Source organism: Escherichia sp. WS1118, from assembly GCF_046487695.1.
Lineage (GTDB): Bacteria > Pseudomonadota > Gammaproteobacteria > Enterobacterales > Enterobacteriaceae > Escherichia > Escherichia coli.
This window is the reverse complement of the sequence record NZ_JBJQIZ010000001.1, coordinates 422921-445014: the sequence shown is the minus strand read 5'-3', so window position 1 is coordinate 445014 and position 22094 is coordinate 422921. Positions and strand designations below refer to the sequence as shown.

General features: G+C 51.3%; 23 protein-coding genes and 1 pseudogene. 15 read left to right on the top strand and 9 right to left on the bottom strand.

Annotation, left to right across the window (positions count from 1 at the left end; genetic code table 11):
- Positions 1-41: 41 nt before the first annotated feature.
- The 4 genes from yqhH to yqhD all read right to left on the bottom strand — a co-directional run bounded on the left by yqhH (position 42) and on the right by yqhD (position 3571).
- A complete protein-coding gene (gene yqhH, locus ACJHYO_RS02140; RefSeq protein ID WP_085455535.1) occupies positions 42-299 on the bottom strand; it encodes a lipoprotein YqhH in 258 nt (85 codons plus the stop codon).
- Between the two features lie 50 nt (positions 300-349).
- Complete coding sequence (locus tag ACJHYO_RS02135) at positions 350-1276, bottom strand: YbjP/YqhG family protein (protein WP_000691613.1); 927 nt, start codon at positions 1274-1276, stop codon at positions 350-352.
- A 199-nt stretch (positions 1277-1475) separates the two neighbouring features.
- A complete protein-coding gene (dkgA, locus tag ACJHYO_RS02130) occupies positions 1476-2303 on the bottom strand; it encodes a 2,5-didehydrogluconate reductase DkgA (RefSeq protein ID WP_000013163.1) in 828 nt (275 codons plus the stop codon).
- Positions 2304-2407: 104 nt separating this feature from the next.
- Positions 2408-3571: an alcohol dehydrogenase gene (gene yqhD / locus ACJHYO_RS02125; protein ID WP_085455534.1), complete on the bottom strand. Its 1164-nt coding sequence runs from the start codon at positions 3569-3571 to the stop codon at positions 2408-2410.
- A 193-nt stretch (positions 3572-3764) separates the two neighbouring features.
- Between yqhD and yqhC the strand changes: the two genes are divergently transcribed.
- On the top strand, positions 3765-4664 hold the full coding sequence (gene yqhC / locus ACJHYO_RS02120; RefSeq protein WP_139815377.1) for a DNA-binding transcriptional regulator YqhC: 900 nt from the start codon (positions 3765-3767) through the stop codon (positions 4662-4664).
- A gap of 39 nt (positions 4665-4703) precedes the next feature.
- On the opposite strand, the gene yghB is transcribed toward yqhC, so the two are convergent.
- Positions 4704-5363 (bottom strand): DedA family general envelope maintenance protein YghB, encoded by a 660-nt coding sequence (gene yghB / locus ACJHYO_RS02115; RefSeq protein ID WP_000268419.1) that lies wholly within the window; start codon positions 5361-5363, stop codon positions 4704-4706.
- A gap of 139 nt (positions 5364-5502) precedes the next feature.
- Entirely contained in the window at positions 5503-6690 is a 1188-nt protein-coding gene (gene metC, locus ACJHYO_RS02110) for a cystathionine beta-lyase (protein ID WP_001683298.1), read from the bottom strand.
- Between the two features lie 251 nt (positions 6691-6941).
- On the opposite strand from metC, the gene exbB reads away from it, so the two are divergent.
- Complete coding sequence (gene exbB / locus ACJHYO_RS02105) at positions 6942-7676, top strand: tol-pal system-associated acyl-CoA thioesterase (protein ID WP_000527844.1); 735 nt, start codon at positions 6942-6944, stop codon at positions 7674-7676.
- A gap of 6 nt (positions 7677-7682) precedes the next feature.
- Complete coding sequence (gene exbD, locus ACJHYO_RS02100) at positions 7683-8108, top strand: TonB system transport protein ExbD (RefSeq protein ID WP_001240712.1); 426 nt, start codon at positions 7683-7685, stop codon at positions 8106-8108.
- Between the two features lie 38 nt (positions 8109-8146).
- Here the strand turns inward: exbD and yghA are convergent, their stop codons facing one another.
- Entirely contained in the window at positions 8147-9031 is an 885-nt protein-coding gene (gene yghA, locus ACJHYO_RS02095) for an NADP(+)-dependent aldehyde reductase (protein ID WP_000018758.1), read from the bottom strand.
- Positions 9032-9221: 190 nt separating this feature from the next.
- Between yghA and ACJHYO_RS02090 the strand changes: the two genes are divergently transcribed.
- Complete coding sequence (locus tag ACJHYO_RS02090) at positions 9222-9716, top strand: TIGR00645 family protein (RefSeq protein ID WP_000439331.1); 495 nt, start codon at positions 9222-9224, stop codon at positions 9714-9716.
- A gap of 39 nt (positions 9717-9755) precedes the next feature.
- On the opposite strand, the gene gpr is transcribed toward ACJHYO_RS02090, so the two are convergent.
- A complete protein-coding gene (gene gpr / locus ACJHYO_RS02085) occupies positions 9756-10796 on the bottom strand; it encodes an L-glyceraldehyde 3-phosphate reductase (RefSeq protein ID WP_000262171.1) in 1041 nt (346 codons plus the stop codon).
- 156 nt (positions 10797-10952) lie between these two features.
- On the opposite strand from gpr, the pseudogene ACJHYO_RS02080 reads away from it, so the two are divergent.
- The 10 genes and pseudogenes from ACJHYO_RS02080 (at position 10953) to hybG (ending at position 18876) form a co-directional block, all read left to right on the top strand.
- Positions 10953-11736, top strand: a pseudogene (locus ACJHYO_RS02080) (dienelactone hydrolase family protein).
- Between the two features lie 118 nt (positions 11737-11854).
- Positions 11855-12142, top strand: a complete 288-nt coding sequence (gene yghW, locus ACJHYO_RS02075) for a DUF2623 family protein YghW (protein ID WP_001059136.1) — start codon at positions 11855-11857, stop codon at positions 12140-12142.
- A gap of 188 nt (positions 12143-12330) precedes the next feature.
- Complete coding sequence (gene hybO / locus ACJHYO_RS02070) at positions 12331-13449, top strand: hydrogenase 2 small subunit (RefSeq protein WP_000145410.1); 1119 nt, start codon at positions 12331-12333, stop codon at positions 13447-13449.
- A 2-nt stretch (positions 13450-13451) separates the two neighbouring features.
- The gene (gene hybA, locus ACJHYO_RS02065) at positions 13452-14438 is read left to right on the top strand and encodes a hydrogenase 2 operon protein HybA (protein ID WP_001081868.1); all 987 of its coding nucleotides are present in this window, start codon (positions 13452-13454) and stop codon (positions 14436-14438) included.
- On the top strand, positions 14428-15606 hold the full coding sequence (gene hybB / locus ACJHYO_RS02060; protein WP_000017687.1) for a Ni/Fe-hydrogenase cytochrome b subunit: 1179 nt from the start codon (positions 14428-14430) through the stop codon (positions 15604-15606). Before hybA ends, hybB begins: the two co-directional genes overlap by 11 nt.
- The gene (gene hybC / locus ACJHYO_RS02055) at positions 15603-17306 is read left to right on the top strand and encodes a hydrogenase 2 large subunit (RefSeq protein WP_000083050.1); all 1704 of its coding nucleotides are present in this window, start codon (positions 15603-15605) and stop codon (positions 17304-17306) included. The genes hybB and hybC overlap by 4 nt, the downstream gene beginning before the upstream one ends.
- Complete coding sequence (locus ACJHYO_RS02050) at positions 17306-17800, top strand: HyaD/HybD family hydrogenase maturation endopeptidase (RefSeq protein ID WP_001221940.1); 495 nt, start codon at positions 17306-17308, stop codon at positions 17798-17800. Before hybC ends, ACJHYO_RS02050 begins: the two co-directional genes overlap by 1 nt.
- A complete protein-coding gene (gene hybE, locus ACJHYO_RS02045) occupies positions 17793-18281 on the top strand; it encodes a hydrogenase-2 assembly chaperone (protein ID WP_000134031.1) in 489 nt (162 codons plus the stop codon). The genes ACJHYO_RS02050 and hybE overlap by 8 nt, the downstream gene beginning before the upstream one ends.
- On the top strand, positions 18274-18615 hold the full coding sequence (gene hypA, locus ACJHYO_RS02040; protein ID WP_000544952.1) for a hydrogenase maturation nickel metallochaperone HypA: 342 nt from the start codon (positions 18274-18276) through the stop codon (positions 18613-18615). The genes hybE and hypA overlap by 8 nt, the downstream gene beginning before the upstream one ends.
- 12 nt (positions 18616-18627) lie before the next feature.
- Positions 18628-18876 carry a hydrogenase maturation factor HybG gene (hybG, locus tag ACJHYO_RS02035; RefSeq protein WP_000334896.1) on the top strand — a complete coding sequence of 83 codons (249 nt, stop codon included), beginning with the start codon at positions 18628-18630 and terminating at the stop codon, positions 18874-18876.
- 141 nt (positions 18877-19017) lie between these two features.
- On the opposite strand, the gene yghU is transcribed toward hybG, so the two are convergent.
- Positions 19018-19884, bottom strand: coding sequence for a glutathione-dependent disulfide-bond oxidoreductase (gene yghU, locus ACJHYO_RS02030; RefSeq protein WP_001331683.1), 867 nt, complete (start codon positions 19882-19884; stop codon positions 19018-19020).
- A gap of 204 nt (positions 19885-20088) precedes the next feature.
- Here yghU and gss point away from each other — a divergent pair, with 204 nt between their 5' ends.
- Entirely contained in the window at positions 20089-21948 is a 1860-nt protein-coding gene (gene gss, locus ACJHYO_RS02025) for a bifunctional glutathionylspermidine amidase/synthase (RefSeq protein ID WP_024704867.1), read from the top strand.
- Positions 21949-22094 lie beyond the last annotated feature (146 nt).

The following is a 22094-nucleotide window of genomic DNA, read 5'->3' as shown; positions in this document are numbered from 1 at the left end:
AAAATATCCCCGGTAACAGAATGCTGCCGGGGATTTTTTTATCATTCTGCGTACATACGCAAGCAGCGCAGGCAGTCGAAATAGTCCTGTGCATCAAGACGCGTATTGGCTCTGTTAGCGTCGGATTTGGCAGCATAGATTTGTGGGCGTAATGCTTTCATATCCTGCTCAAGCCGGGCGATTTTGGCATTTAATGTTTGCACATTGCTCGCCAGCTGATTGATCTTTTGCTCATTGACGCAGCCACTGAGCAAGCAGGTTGCCAGAACAACAGCTCCCACGGTGAAAATCGTTTTCATATAGTGTTCCCTTTTATTTATTGTTCCGGCTAATTGTTATTTAATTCAGCTCATTGTTTTAATCTGGCGGCGGTTTTTGCCTCAATCTGCTTAAGTAGGCTGCCGCTGTTTGGGCGGATAAAATCAGCGATTTCCCACTTACCTTCGCGCCGCTGTAAAATCAGTTCTTGCTCTTCGTTGTTGCCATTGGTCAGCGTAAAACGAACATGAATGCGGGCGGAATCGGTGGTTTTCTCCAGGACTCGAATTTCATCAACGCGTGAAAATAACGACTCTTCGCCAAAACAGATCGGATTGTCGTAAATAAATTGCCGTTCTATTTGCATATCTTCATCGGGATTGTTGGCCGTCTTGAAGGTGGTTTTATAGAAGGCATTGACCGCCTGGCGGTAAGAGTCGGAAACCACCCACGTCCACGGCCAGCTATAATCAGCAATATGTTCAAAGAGTTCGGCAACAAAGGCTTCCGGCTGTTCTTTTTGCAACGAAGCTATAGCGGCCAGCGTTTTTTCATTCTCGCTATTAACCGCTTGTAAGACGCTGCCATGATTGCTGACAATATCGTCAATGACCCAACGACCACTTTCCGCCACCATTTTCAGTGTCTGCGAGGTCTTTTCTTTATCGTCTTGAAAGATACGAAAGCGCACAATGGCATCGGCATGATCGGCGTCAGTTTGGGTTATCGCTACGCTTTCTAACACCAGATCGCCAAAATCCTGACAATCACAAACCGGATCATAATCCAGCCAGCCAATATTGCCCGGCAGCGTAAGATTGTCGTTCAGGGTAAGCGCCTGTTGAATACGCGCAGATGTTATCGCCCGCTCTCCGGTTTCACCAAAATAAGGGGCAGTGGCATCTGATTTATAGTTCTGATAAATATGCCGGACTGTTTGTTCTACGGTCTGTGAGGGGGGCTGTGCGTGTACGGTAAAACTTGCCAGGGCTGCTAAAAACAGAAGTATTATTTTCATCTGTTTTTCACCTCTCCGTTGCATTTATCCCGGATATAGATGGGTTGTTCTTTTAAGAGCTTCCGGCTCTGCATGATGATGTCCTTATATTTGGCATTCCTGAACAAGGAAGAGTAGCAACGGGCGGGACGCGAGGGGAATAAATGATTTCTGAAAAGTCCGGTAGCGGAACATTACCGCCACCGGGATAATTTGCACGTTAGCCGCCGAACTGGTCAGGATCGGGACCGAGACGCTTGCCCTGATCGAGTTTTGCAATTTCGCCAAGTTCGTCTTTGTCGAGACGGAAATCCCAGACATCAAAGTTTTCGACAATGCGTGAAGGAGTGACCGATTTTGGGATCACCACCAGGCCGCTATCCAGATGCCAGCGGATAACAATCTGCGCAGGTGTTTTGCCGTATTTATCTGCCAGATCGCGAATGACTTTCTGATCGAAAACGCCTTTCCCTCCTTGCGCTAATGGGCTCCAGGATTCGGTCTGGATTTTGTGTGTCGCGTTCCAGGCATGTAGCTGGCGTTGTTGCATCAGCGGGTGAAGTTCGATCTGGTTTATCACAGGCGTCACGCCAGTTTCATCAATCAGGCGTTGCAGGTGATGGATCTGGAAGTTGCACACGCCGATGCTTTTGATTAATCCCTCTTTTTGCAATTCGATCATGCCTTTCCATGCTTCGACATAATGGTCGATAGCGGGAACGGGCCAGTGCATTAAGTAGAGGTCGATATAATCAAGCTGGAGTTTTTTCAGGCTGTCGAGCAGGGCTTCGCGGGGGCGCTTGTGGTCGTCGTTCCACAGCTTAGTGGTGATGAACAGTTCTTCTCTGTTGACTGAGGCATTTTTCAGGGCATTGCCGACACCTTCTTCGTTCTTGTAGGCCGCGGCGGTATCAATCGAGCGATAACCCACTTCTAACGCTTTTTGAATGGCGGTGATTACTTCCTCATTACTTGCTTGCCAGACGCCCAGTCCCAGCTGGGGCATGACATTGCCATCCTGTAGCTTAATAACGGTTGGATTAGCCATACGTTCCTCCTTTATATGAACTCACCGGAGCAGGCTCCGGTGAGGTGTTGTGAACTTAAGTCTGGACGAAATGCCCGAAAACGAAAGTTTGAGGCGTAAAAAGCTTAGCGGGCGGCTTCGTATATACGGCGGCTGACATCCAGCGTAATGTCATGATTTTCGCCCAGTTGGGTCATGCCGTGCTCTTCCAGTTTTTTCAGCAAAGCCGGGATGGAGCTGCCGTCCAGACCGTAGTCGGAGAGGTGGGTCGGCACGCCTAATTGCTCAAAGAAATTGCGGGTTGCGGCAATCGCGGAGTCAATACGCTCATCGTCTGAACCTTCAGTGATATTCCAGACGCGTTCAGCATATTGCAGCAGCTTAGCGCGCTTGGTATCGCGTTTTTCATTCCACAGTGCAGGCAGGACGATAGCCAGTGTTTGCGCGTGATCCAGACCGTGCATCGCAGTCAGTTCGTGGCCCAGCATATGCGTTGCCCAGTCCTGCGGTACGCCAGCGCCGATCAAACCGTTCAGCGCCTGAGTCGCCGCCCACATGACGTTGGCGCGCACATCGTAATTTTCTGGCTCTTTCAGGGCTTTCGGACCATCTTCGATCAGCGTCAGCAAAATGCCTTCTGCGAAACGGTCCTGAATTTTGGCATCAACCGGTTTGGTAACATACTGTTCCACGGTGTGTACAAAGGCGTCCACTACGCCGTTAGCCACCTGACGCGGCGGCAGGGTGTAGGTATAAACCGGATCGAGCACGGCAAATACGGGCTGAACATGGGCAGAATGGAACGCCTGCTTGTCGCCTGTGGTTTTACGGGAGATCACCGCGCCTGCGTTGGATTCTGAACCGGTTGCTGGCAGCGTCAGCACACAGCCCATCGGGATGGCGCTTTTAATCTCTTTACCGCCCGTTTGCAGAATGTGCCACGGATCGATATTTTCCGGATAGTTAGCCGCTGCGGCGATAAATTTGGTGCCGTCCAGTACAGAACCGCCGCCAACCGCCAGCAGGAACGTCACTTTCTGTTCGCGAACCAGTTTCACGGCGTTCATCAGCGTTTCATAAGCCGGGTTTGGCTCAATACCGCCAAATTCCAGTACGTCCATGCCTTTCAGGGCATCCAGAACTTGATCGAGAACGCCGGTTTTTTTCACGCTGCCGCCGCCGTAGGTAATCAATACGCGAGCATCGTGAGGAATTTGTTCGCGTAAACCAGCGATTGCGCCTTTACCAAACAGAATGCGGGTTGGGGTGTGCAGATTAAAGTTGTTCATTACTTGCTCCCTTTGCTGGGTCAATATGAGGGCAGAGATCGGTCTGCCTGATGTTTTTCATTGTGGTCGCCAGCGCCGTACCTCTCAATGCTCATTTCTGCCAATGTCTTGCCTATTTCTCCAGAGTGCTGGAGAAATGCTACAAAATTGCGCACAATCAAATTGCCGCATTATTCCTAAGAAATTACGCGATATGAAACGTGAAGAGATTTGCCGCTTGCTGGCGGATAAAGTTAATAGCCTGAAAAATAAAGAAAATAGTTTGTCAGAGCTGTTGCCCGATGTGCGTTTGTTGTATGGCGAGACGCCTTTCGCACGCACACCGGTGATGTACGAGCCTGGCATCATAATTCTCTTTTCCGGACATAAAATCGGTTATATCAATGAACGCGTGTTTCGTTATGACGCTAATGAATATCTCCTGCTGACGGTGCCGTTGCCGTTTGAGTGCGAAACCTATGCCACGTCAGAGGTGCCGCTGGCAGGGTTGCGTCTCAATGTCGATATTTTGCAGTTACAGGAACTGTTGATGGACATTGGCGAAGATGAACATTTTCAGCCGTCAATGGCAGCCAGCGGTATTAACTCCGCCACGTTATCAGAAGAGATTTTATGCGCGGCAGAGCGGTTACTGGATGTGATGGAGCGACCGCTGGATGCGCGCATTCTCGGCAAACAGATTATCCGCGAAATTCTGTACTACGTGCTGACCGGACCTTGCGGCGGCGCGTTACTGGCACTGGTCAGCCGCCAGACTCACTTCAGCCTGATTAGTCGCGTGCTGAAACGGATTGAGAATAAATACACCGAAAACCTGAGCGTCGAGCAACTGGCGGCAGAAGCCAACATGAGCGTATCGGCGTTCCACCATAATTTTAAGTCTGTCACCAGCACCTCGCCGTTGCAGTATTTGAAGAATTACCGTCTGCATAAGGCGCGGATGATGATCATCCACGACGGCATGAAGGCCAGCGCGGCGGCGATGCGCGTCGGCTATGAAAGCGCATCGCAATTTAGCCGTGAGTTTAAACGTTACTTCGGTGTGACGCCGGGAGAAGATGCGGCAAGAATGCGGGCGATGCAGGGGAATTAAATACGTTCCCGGTACAGCAACCGGGAACGGGGAAAATCGTCAGGCGTTACAGTATTTTTTTTTAATCACCACAAACAGCGTACCCAACAAGCCAGCGGTTAACAAGGCAATTGGCAGGATCATCAGGAACGTCATTACCTGATCTTCATGGCGTTTAACGAACGGAATCATACTTAAGGCATAGCCGAAACTGGTTACCACGCTGACCCACAGCAATCCGCTTAACCAGTTGAAAAACTGGAAGCGGCGGTTTGGCAGACCGGAAATTCCCGCCATGGTTGGCAGCAGCGTACGGACAAATGCAAGAAAACGTCCAGCCAGCAGCGCCAGCAGACCGTGGCGGTCAAACATGCAGGTGGCGCGCTGGTGATATTTAGCAGGAAGCTGTGCCAGCCAGCCTTTCACCGTTTTGGTATTCCCTAACCAGCGCCCCTGAATATAACTTAGCCAGCAGCCCAGACTTGCTGCGGCGGTCAGAATCGCAATCGTAGGCAGAAAATCCATAACCCCCTGGGCAATCAATGCGCCAGCCAGTATCAACAAGCTGTCGCCTGGCAAAAATGAGGCGGGCAGCAAGCCGTTTTCTAAAAACAGCGTGGCAAACATAACAAAGTAAACAACGCTAACAATATGAGGGTCCGCCAGCGCGGCAAAGTCGTGTTGCCAGAGCGCAGCGATGATATCTTGAATAACAGCCATGGACTTTCCTGTGGAACAGCGTTTAAGCCTTTATCTGCCTATTGTACTCCTGAATCGTCCGGGACGCCTTGATCCCGGACGCAACAATTTAAGACTTTTCACAATAAAATGTCTGCAAAATTGTCCAAAAGTGGCAATGTTATACAATTCGCGCAAAACCGGCGTCCAGATCGGCAATCAGATCGTCGACATCTTCCAGACCAATATGCAGGCGAATCAAGGTCCCGCTAAAATCGATTTCGCCTTGTGGGCGAATGGCGGCGATATGTTCTGGTTGATTTGCCAGGATCAACGATTCATACCCGCCCCACGAGTAGGCCATGCTGAATAAACTGAAGTTATCCAGATAGTTCGCCAGCTCTTCATCATTGAGTTTTTTCTTAAGCACAAAGGAAAATAGCCCGCTGCTGCCTGTAAAGTCTCGTTTCCAGAATTCGTATCCTTTACTGCCAGGCAGAGCAGGGTGGTTAACTCGCGCTACTTGGGGATGTTCTGCCAGCCATTCAGCCACTTTCAGACTGCTTTCATGATGTTGGCGCAAACGCACACCTAATGTGCGCAGGCCACGGCTGGTTATATAGGCGGTATCGGCATCGACCATCTGGCCCATCAGATAGGCATTCTCTCGCAGCTGCTCCCAGCAACGGGCATTGCACACCGCAGTGCCAATCATCGCATCTGAATGCCCAACCAGATATTTGGTGGCGGCTTGAATAGAAACATCGATGCCAAAATCCAGCGCCTTAAACAGCACACCGGCTGCCCAGGTGTTGTCGATCATAATGATGGCATCCGGGACCACACTGCGTACGGCGGCAACAATCGCCGGAACATCGTGGACTTCCATGGTGATGGAACCTGGCGATTCCAGAAACACGATTTTAGTGTTTGGCTGCAGATGCTTAACGATATCGGCACCAATCAGCGGATCAAACCACGATGTCGTTACGCCCAGTTTGCTGAGGATTTTGCTACAGAAATCCTGACTCGGTTCATAGGCGGTGTTGGTCATCAACACATGATCGCCCTGTTCGACAAAAGCAAGAATGGAATTGGCAACCGCTGCCGCCCCGCAAGGAAACAGCGCGCAACCTGCGCCACCTTCCAGTTCGCACATCGCTTCTTGTAAGGAGAAATGGGTTAACGTTCCACGCCGTCCATAGAACAACTCGCCATTGGCGCGATTACGTGTCGCGTGTTTTTTGGCTTCTACACTGTCAAAGACCAGCGAAGACGCGCGCTGAATCACGCTATTTACCGCACCGAGCGTGTATTTTTTGCTGCGTCCTGCATTCACCAGTTGAGTATCAAGCTTTTTGTCCGCCATGTCGGGATTCCTGTTTTTATACGTCTGGATGTCTAAACTAGCATGAATATTCGCGGGCGCATCCTGAAGAATTGGCATAAAGCAGAAAATTTTCGCAAATGGCGTGCTGGTGACTTTTTTACTGCGTAAACGCAAGGAAAAGAAAGCAAAGGTACGGCAGTATGCAAATAGTAATGAGAACGACTATCAATTCGACGTCGTTTTGATATTATTATGCACAGATTTTGTGACTTGCGTCCTGGAGATACACAGTGGGTAATAATTTAATGCAGACGGACCTCTCCGTCTGGGGTATGTATCAGCACGCCGATATTGTCGTTAAGTGCGTGATGATTGGGCTTATTTTGGCCTCCGTAGTCACCTGGGCAATCTTCTTCAGTAAGAGCGTGGAGTTCTTCAATCAGAAGCGTCGTCTTAAGCGCGAGCAGCAATTGCTGGCTGAAGCGCGTTCCTTAAACCAGGCCAACGATATCGCCGCTGATTTTGGTAGCAAAAGCTTGAGCCTGCATTTGCTCAATGAAGCGCAGAATGAGCTGGAACTGTCAGAAGGCAGCGACGATAACGAAGGTATTAAAGAACGTACCAGCTTCCGTCTGGAGCGTCGGGTCGCCGCAGTAGGTCGTCAAATGGGCCGTGGTAACGGCTATCTGGCAACCATCGGCGCGATTTCGCCGTTCGTTGGTCTGTTTGGTACGGTCTGGGGCATCATGAACAGCTTTATTGGTATCGCGCAAACGCAGACCACTAACCTGGCAGTCGTTGCGCCGGGTATTGCAGAAGCTCTGTTAGCAACGGCAATCGGCCTCGTGGCAGCGATTCCTGCGGTCGTTATCTATAACGTATTTGCACGCCAGATTGGCGGCTTTAAAGCGATGCTGGGTGATGTTGCAGCGCAGGTATTGTTGCTGCAAAGCCGTGACCTGGATCTGGAAGCCAGCGCCGCTGCACATCCGGTTCGTGTCGCACAAAAATTACGCGCAGGATAATGTCCGATGGCGATGCATCTTAACGAAAACCTCGACGATAACGGCGAAATGCATGATATCAACGTGACGCCGTTTATCGACGTGATGTTGGTTTTGCTGATTATCTTTATGGTGGCGGCACCGTTAGCGACGGTAGATGTGAAGGTGAATTTGCCTGCTTCTACCAGCACGCCGCAGCCGCGCCCGGAAAAACCGGTTTATCTGTCGGTGAAGGCAGACAACTCGATGTTTATCGGTAACGATCCGGTCACCGATGAAACAATGATTACGGCGTTGAATGCGTTAACCGAAGGCAAGAAAGACACCACCATCTTCTTCCGAGCGGACAAAACCGTCGATTACGAGACGTTGATGAAGGTAATGGATACGCTGCATCAGGCGGGTTACCTGAAGATAGGTCTGGTCGGCGAAGAAACTGCCAAAGCGAAATAAAAATGATGCCCGGTTGCTTTTCACAACCGGGCATTTTTTTAGCCTAAATGCTCGCCGCCGCACACGCCATGCACTTCTGCGGTGACGTAGCTCGACTCCTGACTTGCCAGATAAACATATACAGGGGCCAGTTCCGCCGGTTGCCCCGCACGCTTCATCGGCGTTTTCTGACCAAACTGCGGGATTTTATCCTGCGTTTGCCCGCCGGAAATTTGCAGTGCTGTCCAGATCGGGCCCGGTGCGACAATATTCACACGAATACCTTTCTCCGCGACCTGTTTTGCCAGGCCACGGCTGTAGTTCAGAATTGCCGCCTTCGTAGCCGCATAGTCCAGTAAATGCGGGCTTGGCTGGTATGCCTGGATTGAGGAAGTGGTGATGATACTTGCACCTTTCGGTAGCAGGGGGATCGCTTCCTGGGTTAGCCAGAACAACGCGAAAACGTTAATGGCAAAGGTCTTTTGAAACTGTTCGCTGGTGAGGTCTGCAATATCAGGAATGGCAACCTGTTTCCCGGCTACCAGCGCCATAATATCCAGCCCGCCTAACGCCTTGTGTGCTTCGTGAACCAGCGAACGGGCGAATTTCTCATCGCTTAAATCGCCTGGCAGCAGAACGGCTTTGCGTCCGCATTCTTCAATGATCTTTTTCACATCCTGAGCGTCTTCTTCTTCCACGGGAAGATAACTGATCGCCACGTCAGCCCCTTCACGCGCGTAAGCAATGGCGGCAGCGCGACCGATTCCGGAATCGCCCCCTGTCACCAGTGCTTTACGATCTTTCAGGCGACCGCTACCAACATAGGTTTTCTCGCCGCAATCCGGTACCGGTGTCATCTTCGCCTGGATGCCTGGCGTCGGTTGTTTCTGTTTGGGATATTCACCAGTGTAATACTGCGTGGTCGGGTCTTTTAAATGAGACATCATTTTTCTCCCTTCAGGTTCAACGTCCTTTAAGGGTAGACGCTCTCGATGCGTTGATAAGGGAACCAGGAAGATCCCTAACCCTCAGAATTATGCGACAAAGGTTTAACGTATATGTTGATTTGCTGTTGCGTGCTGTTTACTTAATTGCGATATACTGTTGCTCGTTTTAACTACACGACAGGAATGTATGGAACGTTTTCTTGAAAATGCAATGTATGCTTCTCGCTGGCTGCTTGCCCCCGTGTACTTTGGCCTTTCGCTGGCGTTAGTTGCCCTGGCGCTGAAGTTCTTCCAGGAGATTATTCACGTACTGCCGAATATCTTCTCGATGGCGGAATCAGATTTGATCCTCGTGTTGCTGTCGCTGGTGGATATGACGCTGGTTGGCGGTTTGCTGGTGATGGTGATGTTTTCCGGTTACGAGAATTTCGTCTCACAACTGGATATCTCCGAGAACAAAGAGAAGCTGAACTGGCTGGGGAAAATGGATGCAACGTCGCTGAAAAACAAAGTAGCAGCGTCGATTGTGGCAATTTCTTCCATTCACTTACTGCGCGTCTTTATGGATGCGAAAAATGTCCCGGATAACAAACTGATGTGGTACGTCATTATCCATCTGACGTTTGTGCTCTCTGCATTTGTGATGGGCTATCTTGACCGACTGACTCGTCATAATCACTGATCTGATTCGGGCGCGGTTCTCGCGCCCGTTATTAACAGGTCATTTATCGGAAGACGCCTGCCACAGATTCAGCTCGCCATCGGCGATATGCTGATCAATCTGCGCCAGCTCCTCGGTGCTAAATGTCAGATTATTCAGCGCCTGCACGTTCTCCTCAAGTTGCTCCGCGCGGCTGGCACCAATCAATACCGACGTCACGCGATCATCTTTCAGCAACCAGCTTAACGCCATTTGCGCCATTGATTGTCCACGCTGCTGTGCCATTTCATTCAATAACCGCAGGCTGTTGAGGTTGGCTTCGGTGAGCATTTTCGGCGTCAGACCACGAACTTTATTCCCTTCACGATGCATCCGTGAATCTTGCGGAATACCGTTGAGATATTTTCCGGTCAGCAATCCCTGTGCCAGTGGAGTAAAGGCAATGCAGCCCACGCCGTTATTTTGCAGGGTATCCAGCAGGCCGCTTTTATCCACCCAGCGGTTCAGTAAATTGTACGAAGGTTGATGAATTAACAGCGGAATTTTCCACTCGCGCAGCAACTCGACCATTTTTTGCGTCCGCTCTGGCGAGTAAGAGGAGATCCCGACATACAGCGCCTTACCGCTTTGTACAGCATGAGCCAGCGCAGAGGCGGTTTCTTCCATCGGCGTATTTTCATCGACGCGATGAGAGTAAAAGATATCGACATACTCAAGCCCCATACGCTTCAGGCTTTGGTCGAGGCTGGCGAGCAGGTATTTACGTGAGCCGCCAGAGCCGTATGGGCCGGGCCACATATCGTATCCGGCTTTGGTAGAGATAATCAGTTCATCGCGATAAGCGGCAAAATCCTCGCGCAGCAGGCGACCAAAGTTCTCTTCTGCGCTTCCTGGAGGCGGCCCGTAGTTGTTGGCTAAATCAAAGTGCGTAATGCCTAAATCAAACGCTTTACGCAGGATCGCACGCTGTGATTCCAGCGCGTTAACGTGACCGAAATTGTGCCATAAACCGAGCGATAACGCGGGCAGGCGTAAACCACTTTTTCCGCAATAGCGGTACTGCATCTGCCCGTAACGTTCGGGATTCGCTAACCAGACCATGACCTCTCCTTTCCATCGTTCAATTTCGAAACAATGTTTCTAGTTTAGCGATTCGCCAGCGCGTATCCCGTAGTCTGGCTCACAGAGTGACGAAAAACTGGGCAAAAACACGCGCTTATGCTTTGCTTAAAAAAACACCAGTTGAGGAGTGCAACGATGCCGCGTTTAACTGCCAAAGCTTTCCCACAAGAGTTGCTGGATTACTACGACTATTACGCTCACGGGAAAATCTCGAAACGTGAGTTCCTCAACCTTGCGGCGAAGTATGCGGTGGGCGGGATGACGGCATTAGCGCTGTTTGATTTGCTCAAGCCAAATTATGCGCTGGCGACTCAGGTAGAGTTTACTGACCCGGAAATTGTTGCAGAGTACATCACGTATCCCTCGCCAAATGGTCACGGCGAGGTACGGGGTTATCTGGTGAAGCCCGCAAAAATGAGCGGTAAAACGCCAGCCGTGGTAGTGGTGCATGAGAATCGAGGGCTGAATCCGTATATCGAAGATGTGACGCGGCGAGTGGCGAAGGAAGGGTACATCGCCCTGGCGCCAGACGGTTTAAGCTCAGTAGGTGGCTATCCTGGTAACGATGATAAAGGCCGCGAACTGCAACAGCAGGTTGATCCAACCAAACTGATGAATGATTTCTTTGCCGCAATTGAGTTTATGCAACGCTATCCGCAAGCGTCAGGCACCCACTGCCGATGTGGCGAAGATTGAAGCGCCTTTACTGCTCCACTACGCTGAACTGGATAGCCGAATCAACGAGGGCTGGCCCGCTTACGAGGCGGCGTTGAAAGCCAATAATAAGGTCTATGAGGCGTATATATATCCGGGGGTTAATCACGGATTCCATAATGATTCCACGCCCCGTTATGACAAATCTGCCGCCGATCTTGCCTGGCAAAGGACGCTGAAATGGTTCGATAAATATCTCTCCTGATGGGTTTATCTCTTACAGGATTACGTCTTAAACAAGCATGAAAAAATAGCGTGCGCAAATGTCGTTCTTTGCCTAAAATATCGCTATATATGACAATATATAGCGAATGAGGTGAACGATGAATAACCATTTTGGTAAAGGCTTAATGGCGGGATTAAAAGCAACGCATGCCGACAGTGCGGTTAATGTGACAAAATTCTGTGCCGATTATAAACGCGGTTTTGTATTAGGCTACTCACACCGGATGTACGAAAAGACCGGAGATCGCCAGCTTAGCGCCTGGGAAGCGGGTATTCTGACGCGCCGTTATGGACTGGATAAAGAGATGGTAATGGATTTCTTTCGTGAGAATAATTCCTGTTCTACGTTGCGCTTTTTTATGGCCGGTTATCGCCTAGAAAATTGATCAAACATACGTATTATCTTGCTTTAATTAATTACACTAATGCTTCTTCCCTTCGTTTTAGTGCCCCGCCGCAGTATCATGATATCGATAACCATAATAAATGTGTGGTAAATGGCGCATCGATCGCATTATTGATTTTGCGATTGAGGCAAAATATATGCCAGGTCTTCGCAACGGAATAACTATAAATGACTGGAGATAACACCCTCATCCATTCTCACGGCATTAACCGTCGTGATTTCATGAAGCTTTGTGCAGCATTAGCCGCCACCATGGGGTTAAGTAGCAAAGCCGCTGCAGAGATGGCCGAATCGGTTACTAACCCGCAGCGTCCGCCAGTTATCTGGATTGGCGCGCAGGAGTGCACCGGTTGTACGGAATCTCTGCTTCGTGCAACGCATCCAACGGTAGAAAACCTCGTGCTGGAGACTATCTCTCTGGAGTATCACGAAGTGCTTTCCGCCGCCTTCGGTCATCAGGTCGAAGAGAACAAACATAACGCTCTCGAGAAGTACAAAGGGCAGTATGTGTTAGTGGTGGATGGTTCCATCCCATTAAAAGATAACGGTATTTATTGCATGGTTGCCGGTGAGCCGATTGTGGATCACATCCGCAAAGCGGCGGAAGGCGCAGCAGCCATTATCGCTATCGGTTCCTGCTCTGCGTGGGGCGGTGTTGCCGCAGCTGGAGTTAACCCAACTGGCGCAGTCAGCCTGCAAGAAGTTCTACCGGGCAAAACCGTTATCAATATTCCTGGCTGCCCGCCGAACCCGCACAACTTCCTCGCGACCGTTGCGCACATCATCACTTACGGCAAACCGCCGAAACTGGATGACAAAAACCGTCCGACTTTCGCCTATGGTCGTCTGATTCACGAACACTGTGAACGTCGCCCGCACTTCGATGCTGGTCGTTTTGCCAAAGAGTTCGGTGATGAAGGTCACCGCGAAGGCTGGTGCCTGTACCACCTCGGCTGTAAAGGGCCAGAAACTTACGGCAACTGCTCAACGCTGCAATTCTGCGATGTTGGCGGCGTGTGGCCGGTAGCGATTGGTCACCCGTGCTATGGCTGTAACGAAGAAGGTATCGGCTTCCATAAAGGCATCCATCAGCTTGCCAACGTCGAAAACCAGACTCCGCGTTCACAGAAACCGGACGTTAACGCTAAAGAAGGCGGCAACGTCTCGGCAGGCGCTATTGGTTTGCTCGGCGGAGTGGTTGGGCTGGTTGCCGGTGTCAGCGTGATGGCGGTGCGTGAACTGGGTCGTCAGCAAAAGAAAGATAACGCTGACTCACGGGGAGAATAACCGTGAACAGACGTAATTTTATTAAAGCAGCCTCCTGCGGGGCATTGCTGACGGGCGCGCTGCCGTCTGTCAGTCATGCGGCTGCTGAAAACCGCCCGCCAATTCCGGGATCGCTGGGGATGTTGTACGACTCGACCTTGTGCGTAGGCTGCCAGGCTTGCGTCACCAAGTGTCAGGATATCAACTTCCCTGAACGTAACCCGCAAGGGGAACAGACCTGGTCGAACAACGACAAACTGTCGCCGTATACCAATAACATCATTCAGGTGTGGACCAGCGGCACAGGGGTCAACAAAGACCAGGAGGAGAATGGCTACGCGTACATTAAGAAACAGTGTATGCACTGCGTCGATCCGAACTGTGTCTCTGTGTGCCCGGTCTCTGCGCTGAAAAAAGATCCGAAAACCGGCATTGTCCATTACGACAAAGATGTGTGCACCGGCTGCCGTTACTGCATGGTCGCCTGCCCATACAACGTGCCGAAGTACGACTACAACAACCCGTTTGGTGCGCTGCATAAGTGCGAGTTGTGCAACCAGAAAGGTGTGGAACGTCTCGATAAAGGCGGTCTGCCTGGCTGCGTAGAAGTGTGCCCGGCGGGCGCGGTGATTTTTGGTACGCGTGAAGAGCTGATGGCGGAGGCGAAAAAACGTCTGGCGCTGAAGCCGGGCAGCGAATACCACTATCCGCGTCAGACGCTGAAATCTGGCGACACTTACCTGCATACGGTGCCGAAATATTATCCGCATCTGTACGGCGAGAAAGAGGGCGGCGGTACTCAGGTTCTGGTACTGACGGGTGTGCCTTATGAAAATCTCGACCTGCCGAAACTGGACGATCTTTCTACTGGTGCGCGTTCCGAACATGTCCAACACACCCTGTATAAAGGCATGATGCTACCACTGGCTGTGCTGGCGGGCTTAACCGTGCTGGTTCGTCGCAACACTAAAAACGACCATCACGACGGAGGAGACGATCATGAGTCATGATCCACAACCGCTGGGCGGCAAAATCATCAGTAAACCGGTCATGATTTTTGGACCGTTAATCGTCATCTGTATGCTCCTGATTGTGAAGCGTCTGGTGTTCGGTCTGGGCTCTGTCTCCGACCTGAACGGCGGCTTCCCGTGGGGCGTGTGGATCGCGTTTGACCTGCTGATCGGTACCGGCTTTGCCTGTGGCGGCTGGGCGCTGGCGTGGGCAGTATACGTCTTTAACCGTGGGCAATACCATCCGCTGGTGCGTCCGGCGCTGTTGGCGAGTCTGTTTGGTTATTCACTGGGTGGCTTGTCGATCACTATCGACGTGGGTCGCTACTGGAACCTGCCGTACTTCTACATTCCGGGTCACTTCAACGTGAACTCGGTACTGTTCGAGACGGCGGTCTGTATGACCATCTACATCGGTGTGATGGCACTGGAGTTTGCTCCGGCATTGTTTGAACGTCTGGGCTGGAAGCTGTCACTCAAACGTCTGAACAAGGTGATGTTCTTTATCATCGCGCTTGGTGCGCTGCTGCCAACTATGCACCAGTCTTCAATGGGATCGCTGATGATCTCGGCGGGCTACAAGGTGCATCCGCTGTGGCAAAGCTATGAAATGTTGCCGCTGTTCTCGCTGCTGACGGCGTTCATCATGGGCTTCTCGATTGTCATCTTTGAAGGTTCGTTGGTGCAGGCGGGTCTGCGTGGCAACGGTCCGGATGAAAAGAGTCTGTTCGTTAAGCTGACCAATACCATCAGTGTGTTGCTGGCGATTTTCATCGTGCTGCGCTTTGGCGAGCTTATCTATCGCGACAAGCTGTCGTTAGCGTTTGCCGGTGACTTCTACTCCGTGATGTTCTGGATTGAAGTCCTGCTGATGCTCTTCCCGCTGGTCGTTCTGCGTGTGGCGAAGTTGCGTAATGATTCCCGCATGCTGTTTCTGTCAGCACTGAGTGCACTGTTAGGTTGTGCAACCTGGCGTCTGACCTATTCGCTGGTGGCATTCAACCCGGGTGGCGGTTACGCCTACTTCCCGACCTGGGAAGAACTGTTGATTTCTATTGGTTTTGTGGCTATTGAGATTTGCGCTTATATCGTACTCATTCGTCTACTGCCGATACTTCCTCCTTTAAAACAAAACGATCATAATCGTCATGAGGCGAGCAAAGCATGAGCCAGAGAATTACTATTGATCCGGTAACCCGTATTGAAGGGCATTTACGCATCGATTGCGAAATCGAAAATGGCGTCGTTTCGAAAGCATGGGCTTCCGGTACCATGTGGCGCGGCATGGAAGAGATCGTGAAAAACCGCGATCCGCGCGATGCATGGATGATTGTGCAACGTATCTGTGGCGTATGTACTACCACTCACGCGCTGTCTTCCGTTCGTGCGGCAGAAAGTGCGCTGAATATCGACGTTCCGGTTAACGCGCAATACATCCGTAACATCATTCTGGCTGCGCACACCACGCATGACCATATTGTTCATTTCTATCAGCTTTCGGCGCTGGACTGGGTGGACATCACTTCTGCACTGCAAGCTGATCCAGCCAAAGCCTCCGAAATGCTGAAAGGCGTTTCGACCTGGCATCTGAACAGCCCGGAAGAGTTCACCAAAGTTCAGAACAAGATCAAAGATCTGGTTGCCAGCGGTCAGTTGGGTATTTTCGCCAATGGCTACTGGGGTCACCCGGCAATGAAACTGCCGCCGGAAGTGAACCTGATTGCGGTAGCGCACTACCTGCAGGCGCTGGAGTGCCAGCGTGACGCTAACCGCGTTGTGGCGCTGCTGGGCGGTAAAACGCCGCATATTCAGAACCTGGCGGTAGGTGGTGTCGCGAACCCGATCAACCTCGACGGTCTGGGTGTGCTGAACCTTGAGCGCCTGATGTACATCAAGTCCTTCATCGACAAGCTGAGCGACTTTGTTGAGCAGGTTTACAAGGTTGATACTGCAGTTATCGCTGCGTTCTACCCGGAATGGCTGACGCGCGGTAAAGGTGCGGTGAACTACCTGAGCGTGCCGGAATTCCCGACCGACAGTAAAAATGGCAGCTTCCTGTTCCCGGGCGGCTACATTGAGAATGCGGATCTGTCCTCGTATCGTCCGATCACTTCTCATTCCGATGAATACCTGATCAAAGGGATTCAGGAAAGCGCGAAGCACTCCTGGTATAAAGACGAAGCGCCGCAGGCACCGTGGGAAGGTACCACCATTCCGGCTTATGATGGTTGGTCTGACGACGGTAAATATTCCTGGGTGAAATCACCGACTTTCTACGGCAAAACGGTAGAAGTGGGTCCGCTGGCTAACATGCTGGTGAAACTGGCGGCAGGACGCGAGTCTACCCAGAACAAACTGAATGAAATCGTTGCGATTTATCAGAAACTGACTGGCAACACGCTGGAAGTGGCGCAGCTGCACTCCACGCTGGGCCGTATTATTGGTCGTACCGTTCACTGCTGTGAATTGCAGGATATCCTGCAAAATCAATACAGTGCACTGATCACCAATATCGGCAAAGGCGATCACACCACCTTTGTGAAGCCGAACATTCCGGCAACGGGTGAGTTCAAAGGCGTAGGCTTCCTCGAAGCACCGCGCGGTATGCTCTCTCACTGGATGGTGATCAAAGACGGTATTATCAGTAACTACCAGGCGGTTGTTCCATCAACCTGGAACTCTGGCCCGCGTAACTTCAATGATGACGTCGGTCCTTACGAGCAGTCGCTGGTGGGTACACCGGTTGCCGATCCGAATAAACCGCTGGAAGTGGTGCGTACCATTCACTCCTTCGACCCGTGCATGGCCTGTGCGGTACACGTAGTGGATGCCGACGGCAACGAAGTGGTTTCAGTGAAGGTTCTGTAATGCGTATTTTAGTCTTAGGGGTCGGCAATATTTTGCTGACCGATGAAGCCATCGGTGTGCGGATTGTTGAAGCGTTAGAGCAACGATACATTCTGCCGGATTATGTTGAGATCCTCGATGGCGGCACGGCGGGAATGGAGCTGCTTGGTGACATGGCAAATCGCGATCATCTGATTATTGCGGATGCCATTGTGTCAAAAAAGAACGCACCGGGAACGATGATGATCCTGCGGGATGAAGAAGTTCCGGCGTTGTTTACCAACAAAATCTCTCCGCATCAGCTTGGCCTGGCCGACGTATTGTCGGCCCTGCGCTTCACCGGCGAGTTTCCGAAAAAGCTGACCCTGGTCGGCGTGATCCCGGAATCACTGGAGCCACACATCGGTTTGACGCCGACGGTCGAAGCGATGATTGAACCTGCGCTTGAGCAGGTTCTGGCTGCGCTGCGCGAATCAGGCGTGGAAGCTATCCCACGGGAGGCGACTCATGACTGAAGAGATAGCAGGTTTCCAGACCTCCCCGAAGGTGCAAGTACAGGCAGCTTTTGAAGAAATTGCCCGGCGTTCGATGCATGATCTCTCTTTTCTGCATCCTTCAATGCCGGTGTATGTTTCTGACTTTACGCTGTTCGAAGGTCAGTGGACGGGGTGTGTGATCACCCCGTGGATGCTGAGTGCAGTTATCTTCCCCGGCCCGGATCAACTCTGGCCGCTGCGCAAAGTGAGTGAAAAAATTGGTCTGCAACTGCCGTATGGCACTATGACCTTTACTGTTGGTGAACTGGACGGTGTTTCGCAATACCTCTCCTGCTCGCTGATGTCGCCGCTTTCGCACAGCATGTCGATTGAAGAGGGCCAACGGCTGACGGATGACTGCGCCCGAATGATCCTTTCGCTGCCAGTCACCAATCCGGATGTACCACACGCAGGGCGTCGTGCCCTGCTATTTGGCCGCAGGAGTGGCGAAAATGCATGAGTTGTCGCTTTGCCAGAGCGCCGTTGAAATTATCCAACGGCAGGCGGAGCAGCACGATGTTAAGCGCGTCACCGCCGTGTGGCTGGAAATTGGTGCACTCTCCTGCGTTGAGGAGAGCGCCGTCCGTTTTAGTTTTGAAATTGTCTGCCACGGAACGGTAGCGCAAGGGTGCGATTTACATATCGTCTATAAACCCGCCCAGGCCTGGTGTTGGGATTGCAGCCAGGTGGTGGAGATTCATCAGCACGATGCGCAGTGTCCGATCTGTCACGGCGAGCGGTTGCGTGTCGATACCGGCGATTCGCTAATCGTCAAAAGTATTGAAGTTGAATAACCGGAGTTAACAATGTGTATTGGCGTTCCAGGCCAGGTGCTGGCTGTCGGTGAAGATATTCACCAGCTTGCGCAGGTTGAAGTATGTGGTATCAAGCGCGACGTGAATATCGCCCTGATTTGTGAAGGTAACCCTGCCGATCTGCTGGGCCAGTGGGTACTGGTACACGTCGGATTTGCCATGAGCATTATCGATGAAGACGAAGCCAAAGCCACATTAGACGCACTGCGCCAAATGGATTACGACATTACCAGCGCGTGATGATTAAAGCCGGATGCTTTCGTAGGCCTGATAAGACGCGGCAGCGTCGCATCAGGCATTGTGCCTGATTGCCGGATGCGGCGTGAACGCCTTATCCGGCCTACATTGGTCTGGATGGCTTGCTGCGACGAACGCTAACCATTACCCCTGACGCTTATCTTCCGTATTTGTCTCGAAATCACTGGCGTCATGGCGCTCATGCAACTGCTCGTTCAGCGGTCCGTTGATGCGGTTAACAATACGCCCACGCTTCACTGCCGGACGTTCGCCCACTTCTTTCGCCCAGCGTTGTACATGCTTATAACTGCCCGCATCAAGAAACTCTGCGGCGTCATATACGCCGCCTAACACCACATTGCCAAACCATGGCCAAATCGCCATATCCGCAATGGTGTACTCATCGCCCGCAACAAACTTATGCTGCGCCAGTTGCTTATCCAGCACGTCGAGAAGGCGCTTGGCTTCCATAGTAAAGCGGTTGATGGCGTACTCAATTTTCACCGGCGCGTAATGGTAAAAGTGACCAAAACCACCGCCGAGGAACGGTGCCGCGCCCTGTAACCAGAACAGCCAGCTCATCGTTTCAGTACGCTTTGCCAGATCCTGCGGCAAGAAGTAGCCAAATTTCTCCGCCAGATAAAGCAGAATCGAGCCTGACTCAAACACGCGGATCGGCGGATTATGGGTATGATCGCGCAATGCCGGGATCTTCGAATTCGGGTTCACTTCGACAAAGCCGCTGGAGAATTGATCGCCATCGCCAATGCGAATCAGCCAGGCGTCGTACTCTGCACCAGTAACGCCCAGTGCCAGCAGCTCCTCAAGCATAATCGTTACTTTCTGACCGTTCGGCGTTCCCAGCGAATAAAGTTGCAATGGATGTTTGCCCACCGGCAGCGTTTTTTCATGCGTCGGACCAGAAACCGGGCGATTGATATTGGCGAACGCGCCGCCAGCGGATTTATCCCACGTCCAGACTTTCGCGGGCTGATAAGTATTGTCTGTCATAGTGAGTTGCCTTCTGAGTGGTAGTGTTGAAGCAGTGTAGCAGGTCACTTGCTGTACAGAATGTGAATTTTTTAACCCTTTGCGCCAGCCGCTGCGATGAGGTGTATGATTAGTCTGACCTCTGTCCGGTTAATGTCGCTGAGCAGGTAATCAGAGCACAACAATTACGCCAACTGCTTAGGTTGTATTGTTAAAGGTAAAGTGATGAGCAAAGGAACGACCAGCCAGGATGCCCCGTTCGGGACATTATTGGGCTACGCCCCAGGTGGGGTAGCAATCTACTCTTCAGATTACAGTTCTCTCGATCCGCAGGAATACGAAGATGACGCCGTATTCCGTAGCTATATCGACGATGAATATATGGGCCACAAATGGCAATGCGTTGAATTTGCTCGCCGTTTTCTCTTTCTGAACTACGGTGTAGTCTTCACTGACGTGGGTATGGCATGGGAGATTTTCTCACTGCGCTTCCTGCGTGAAGTGGTCAATGACAACATCCTGCCATTGCAGGCATTTCCTAACGGTTCGCCGCGTGCACCGGTAGCGGGGGCGCTTCTTATCTGGGATAAAGGCGGTGAATTTAAAGACACTGGCCATGTCGCCATCATTACCCAATTGCATGGCAACAAAGTCCGTATTGCGGAACAGAACGTGATTCATACCCCGTTGCCGCAAGGACAACAGTGGACACGCGAGCTGGAGATGGTGGTCGAAAACGGCGGCTATACCCTGAAAGACACCTTCGATGACACCACTATTCTGGGCTGGATGATCCAGACGGAAGATACCGAATACAGCTTGCCACAGCCGGAAATTGCAGGCGAACTGCTGAAAATCAGCGGGGCGTGTCTGGAAAACAAAGGCCAGTTTGACGGTAAATGGCTGGATGAAAAAGATCCGCTGCAAAACGTCTATGTACAGGCCAACGGTCAGGTGATCAATCAGGATCCGTATCATTACTACACCATTACCGAGAGCGCCGAGCAGGAGCTGATTAAAGCCACCAACGAGCTGCACCTGATGTATCTTCACGCCACCGACAAGGTGCTGAAAGATGACAACCTGCTGGCGTTGTTCGACATTCCGAAAATCCTCTGGCCACGTTTGCGTCTCTCCTGGCAGCGTCGCCGTCATCATATGATCACTGGTCGTATGGATTTCTGCATGGATGAACGTGGTCTGAAAGTCTACGAATACAACGCCGATTCTGCCTCCTGTCATACCGAAGCGGGCTTGATCCTCGAACGTTGGGCGGAGCAGGGCTATAAAGGCAACGGCTTCAATCCTGCGGAAGGACTGATTAACGAACTGGCTGGTGCCTGGAAACACAGTCGTGCACGTCCGTTTGTCCATATCATGCAGGACAAAGATATCGAGGAAAACTATCACGCGCAGTTTATGGAGCAGGCGCTGCAACAAGCAGGCTTTGAAACGCGTATTTTACGCGGGTTAGAGGAACTGCGTTGGGATGCTGCCGGGCAACTGATTGATGGAGAAGGGCGACAGGTTAACTGCGTATGGAAAACCTGGGCGTGGGAAACGGCATTTGATCAAATCCGCGAAGTGAGCGACCGTGAATTTGCCGCAGTGCCGATTCGGACCGGTCATCCGCAAAATGAAGTGCGTCTTATCGACGTATTGCTGCGCCCGGAAGTGCTGGTCTTTGAGCCGCTGTGGACGGTGATCCCCGGCAACAAAGCGATTCTGCCGATCCTCTGGTCGCTGTTCCCGCACCATCGTTATCTGTTGGATACTGACTTCACCGTGAATGATGAGCTGGTTAAAACCGGTTATGCCGTTAAACCGATTGCCGGGCGCTGTGGTAGCAACATTGACCTGGTCAGCCATCATGAAGAGGTGCTTGATCAGACCAGTGGTAAATTTGCCGAACAGAAAAATATTTACCAGCAACTGTGGTGTTTGCCGAAAGTGGACGGTAAATACATTCAGGTATGTACTTTCACCGTTGGCGGCAACTACGGTGGGACGTGTTTGCGCGGTGATGAATCACTGGTCATCAAAAAAGAGAGTGATATTGAACCGTTAATTGTGGTGAAAGAGTAATACATGTTGTAGCAACCCCGTACTGATTATGAAGAATAATCAGTACGGGGATTAATCAAAATATTCAATATTTATATATTTCAATATTTATTCATTTTATATATGAATATATTAACAAGTGAAATACCTGTGTTTTGATTATTTCT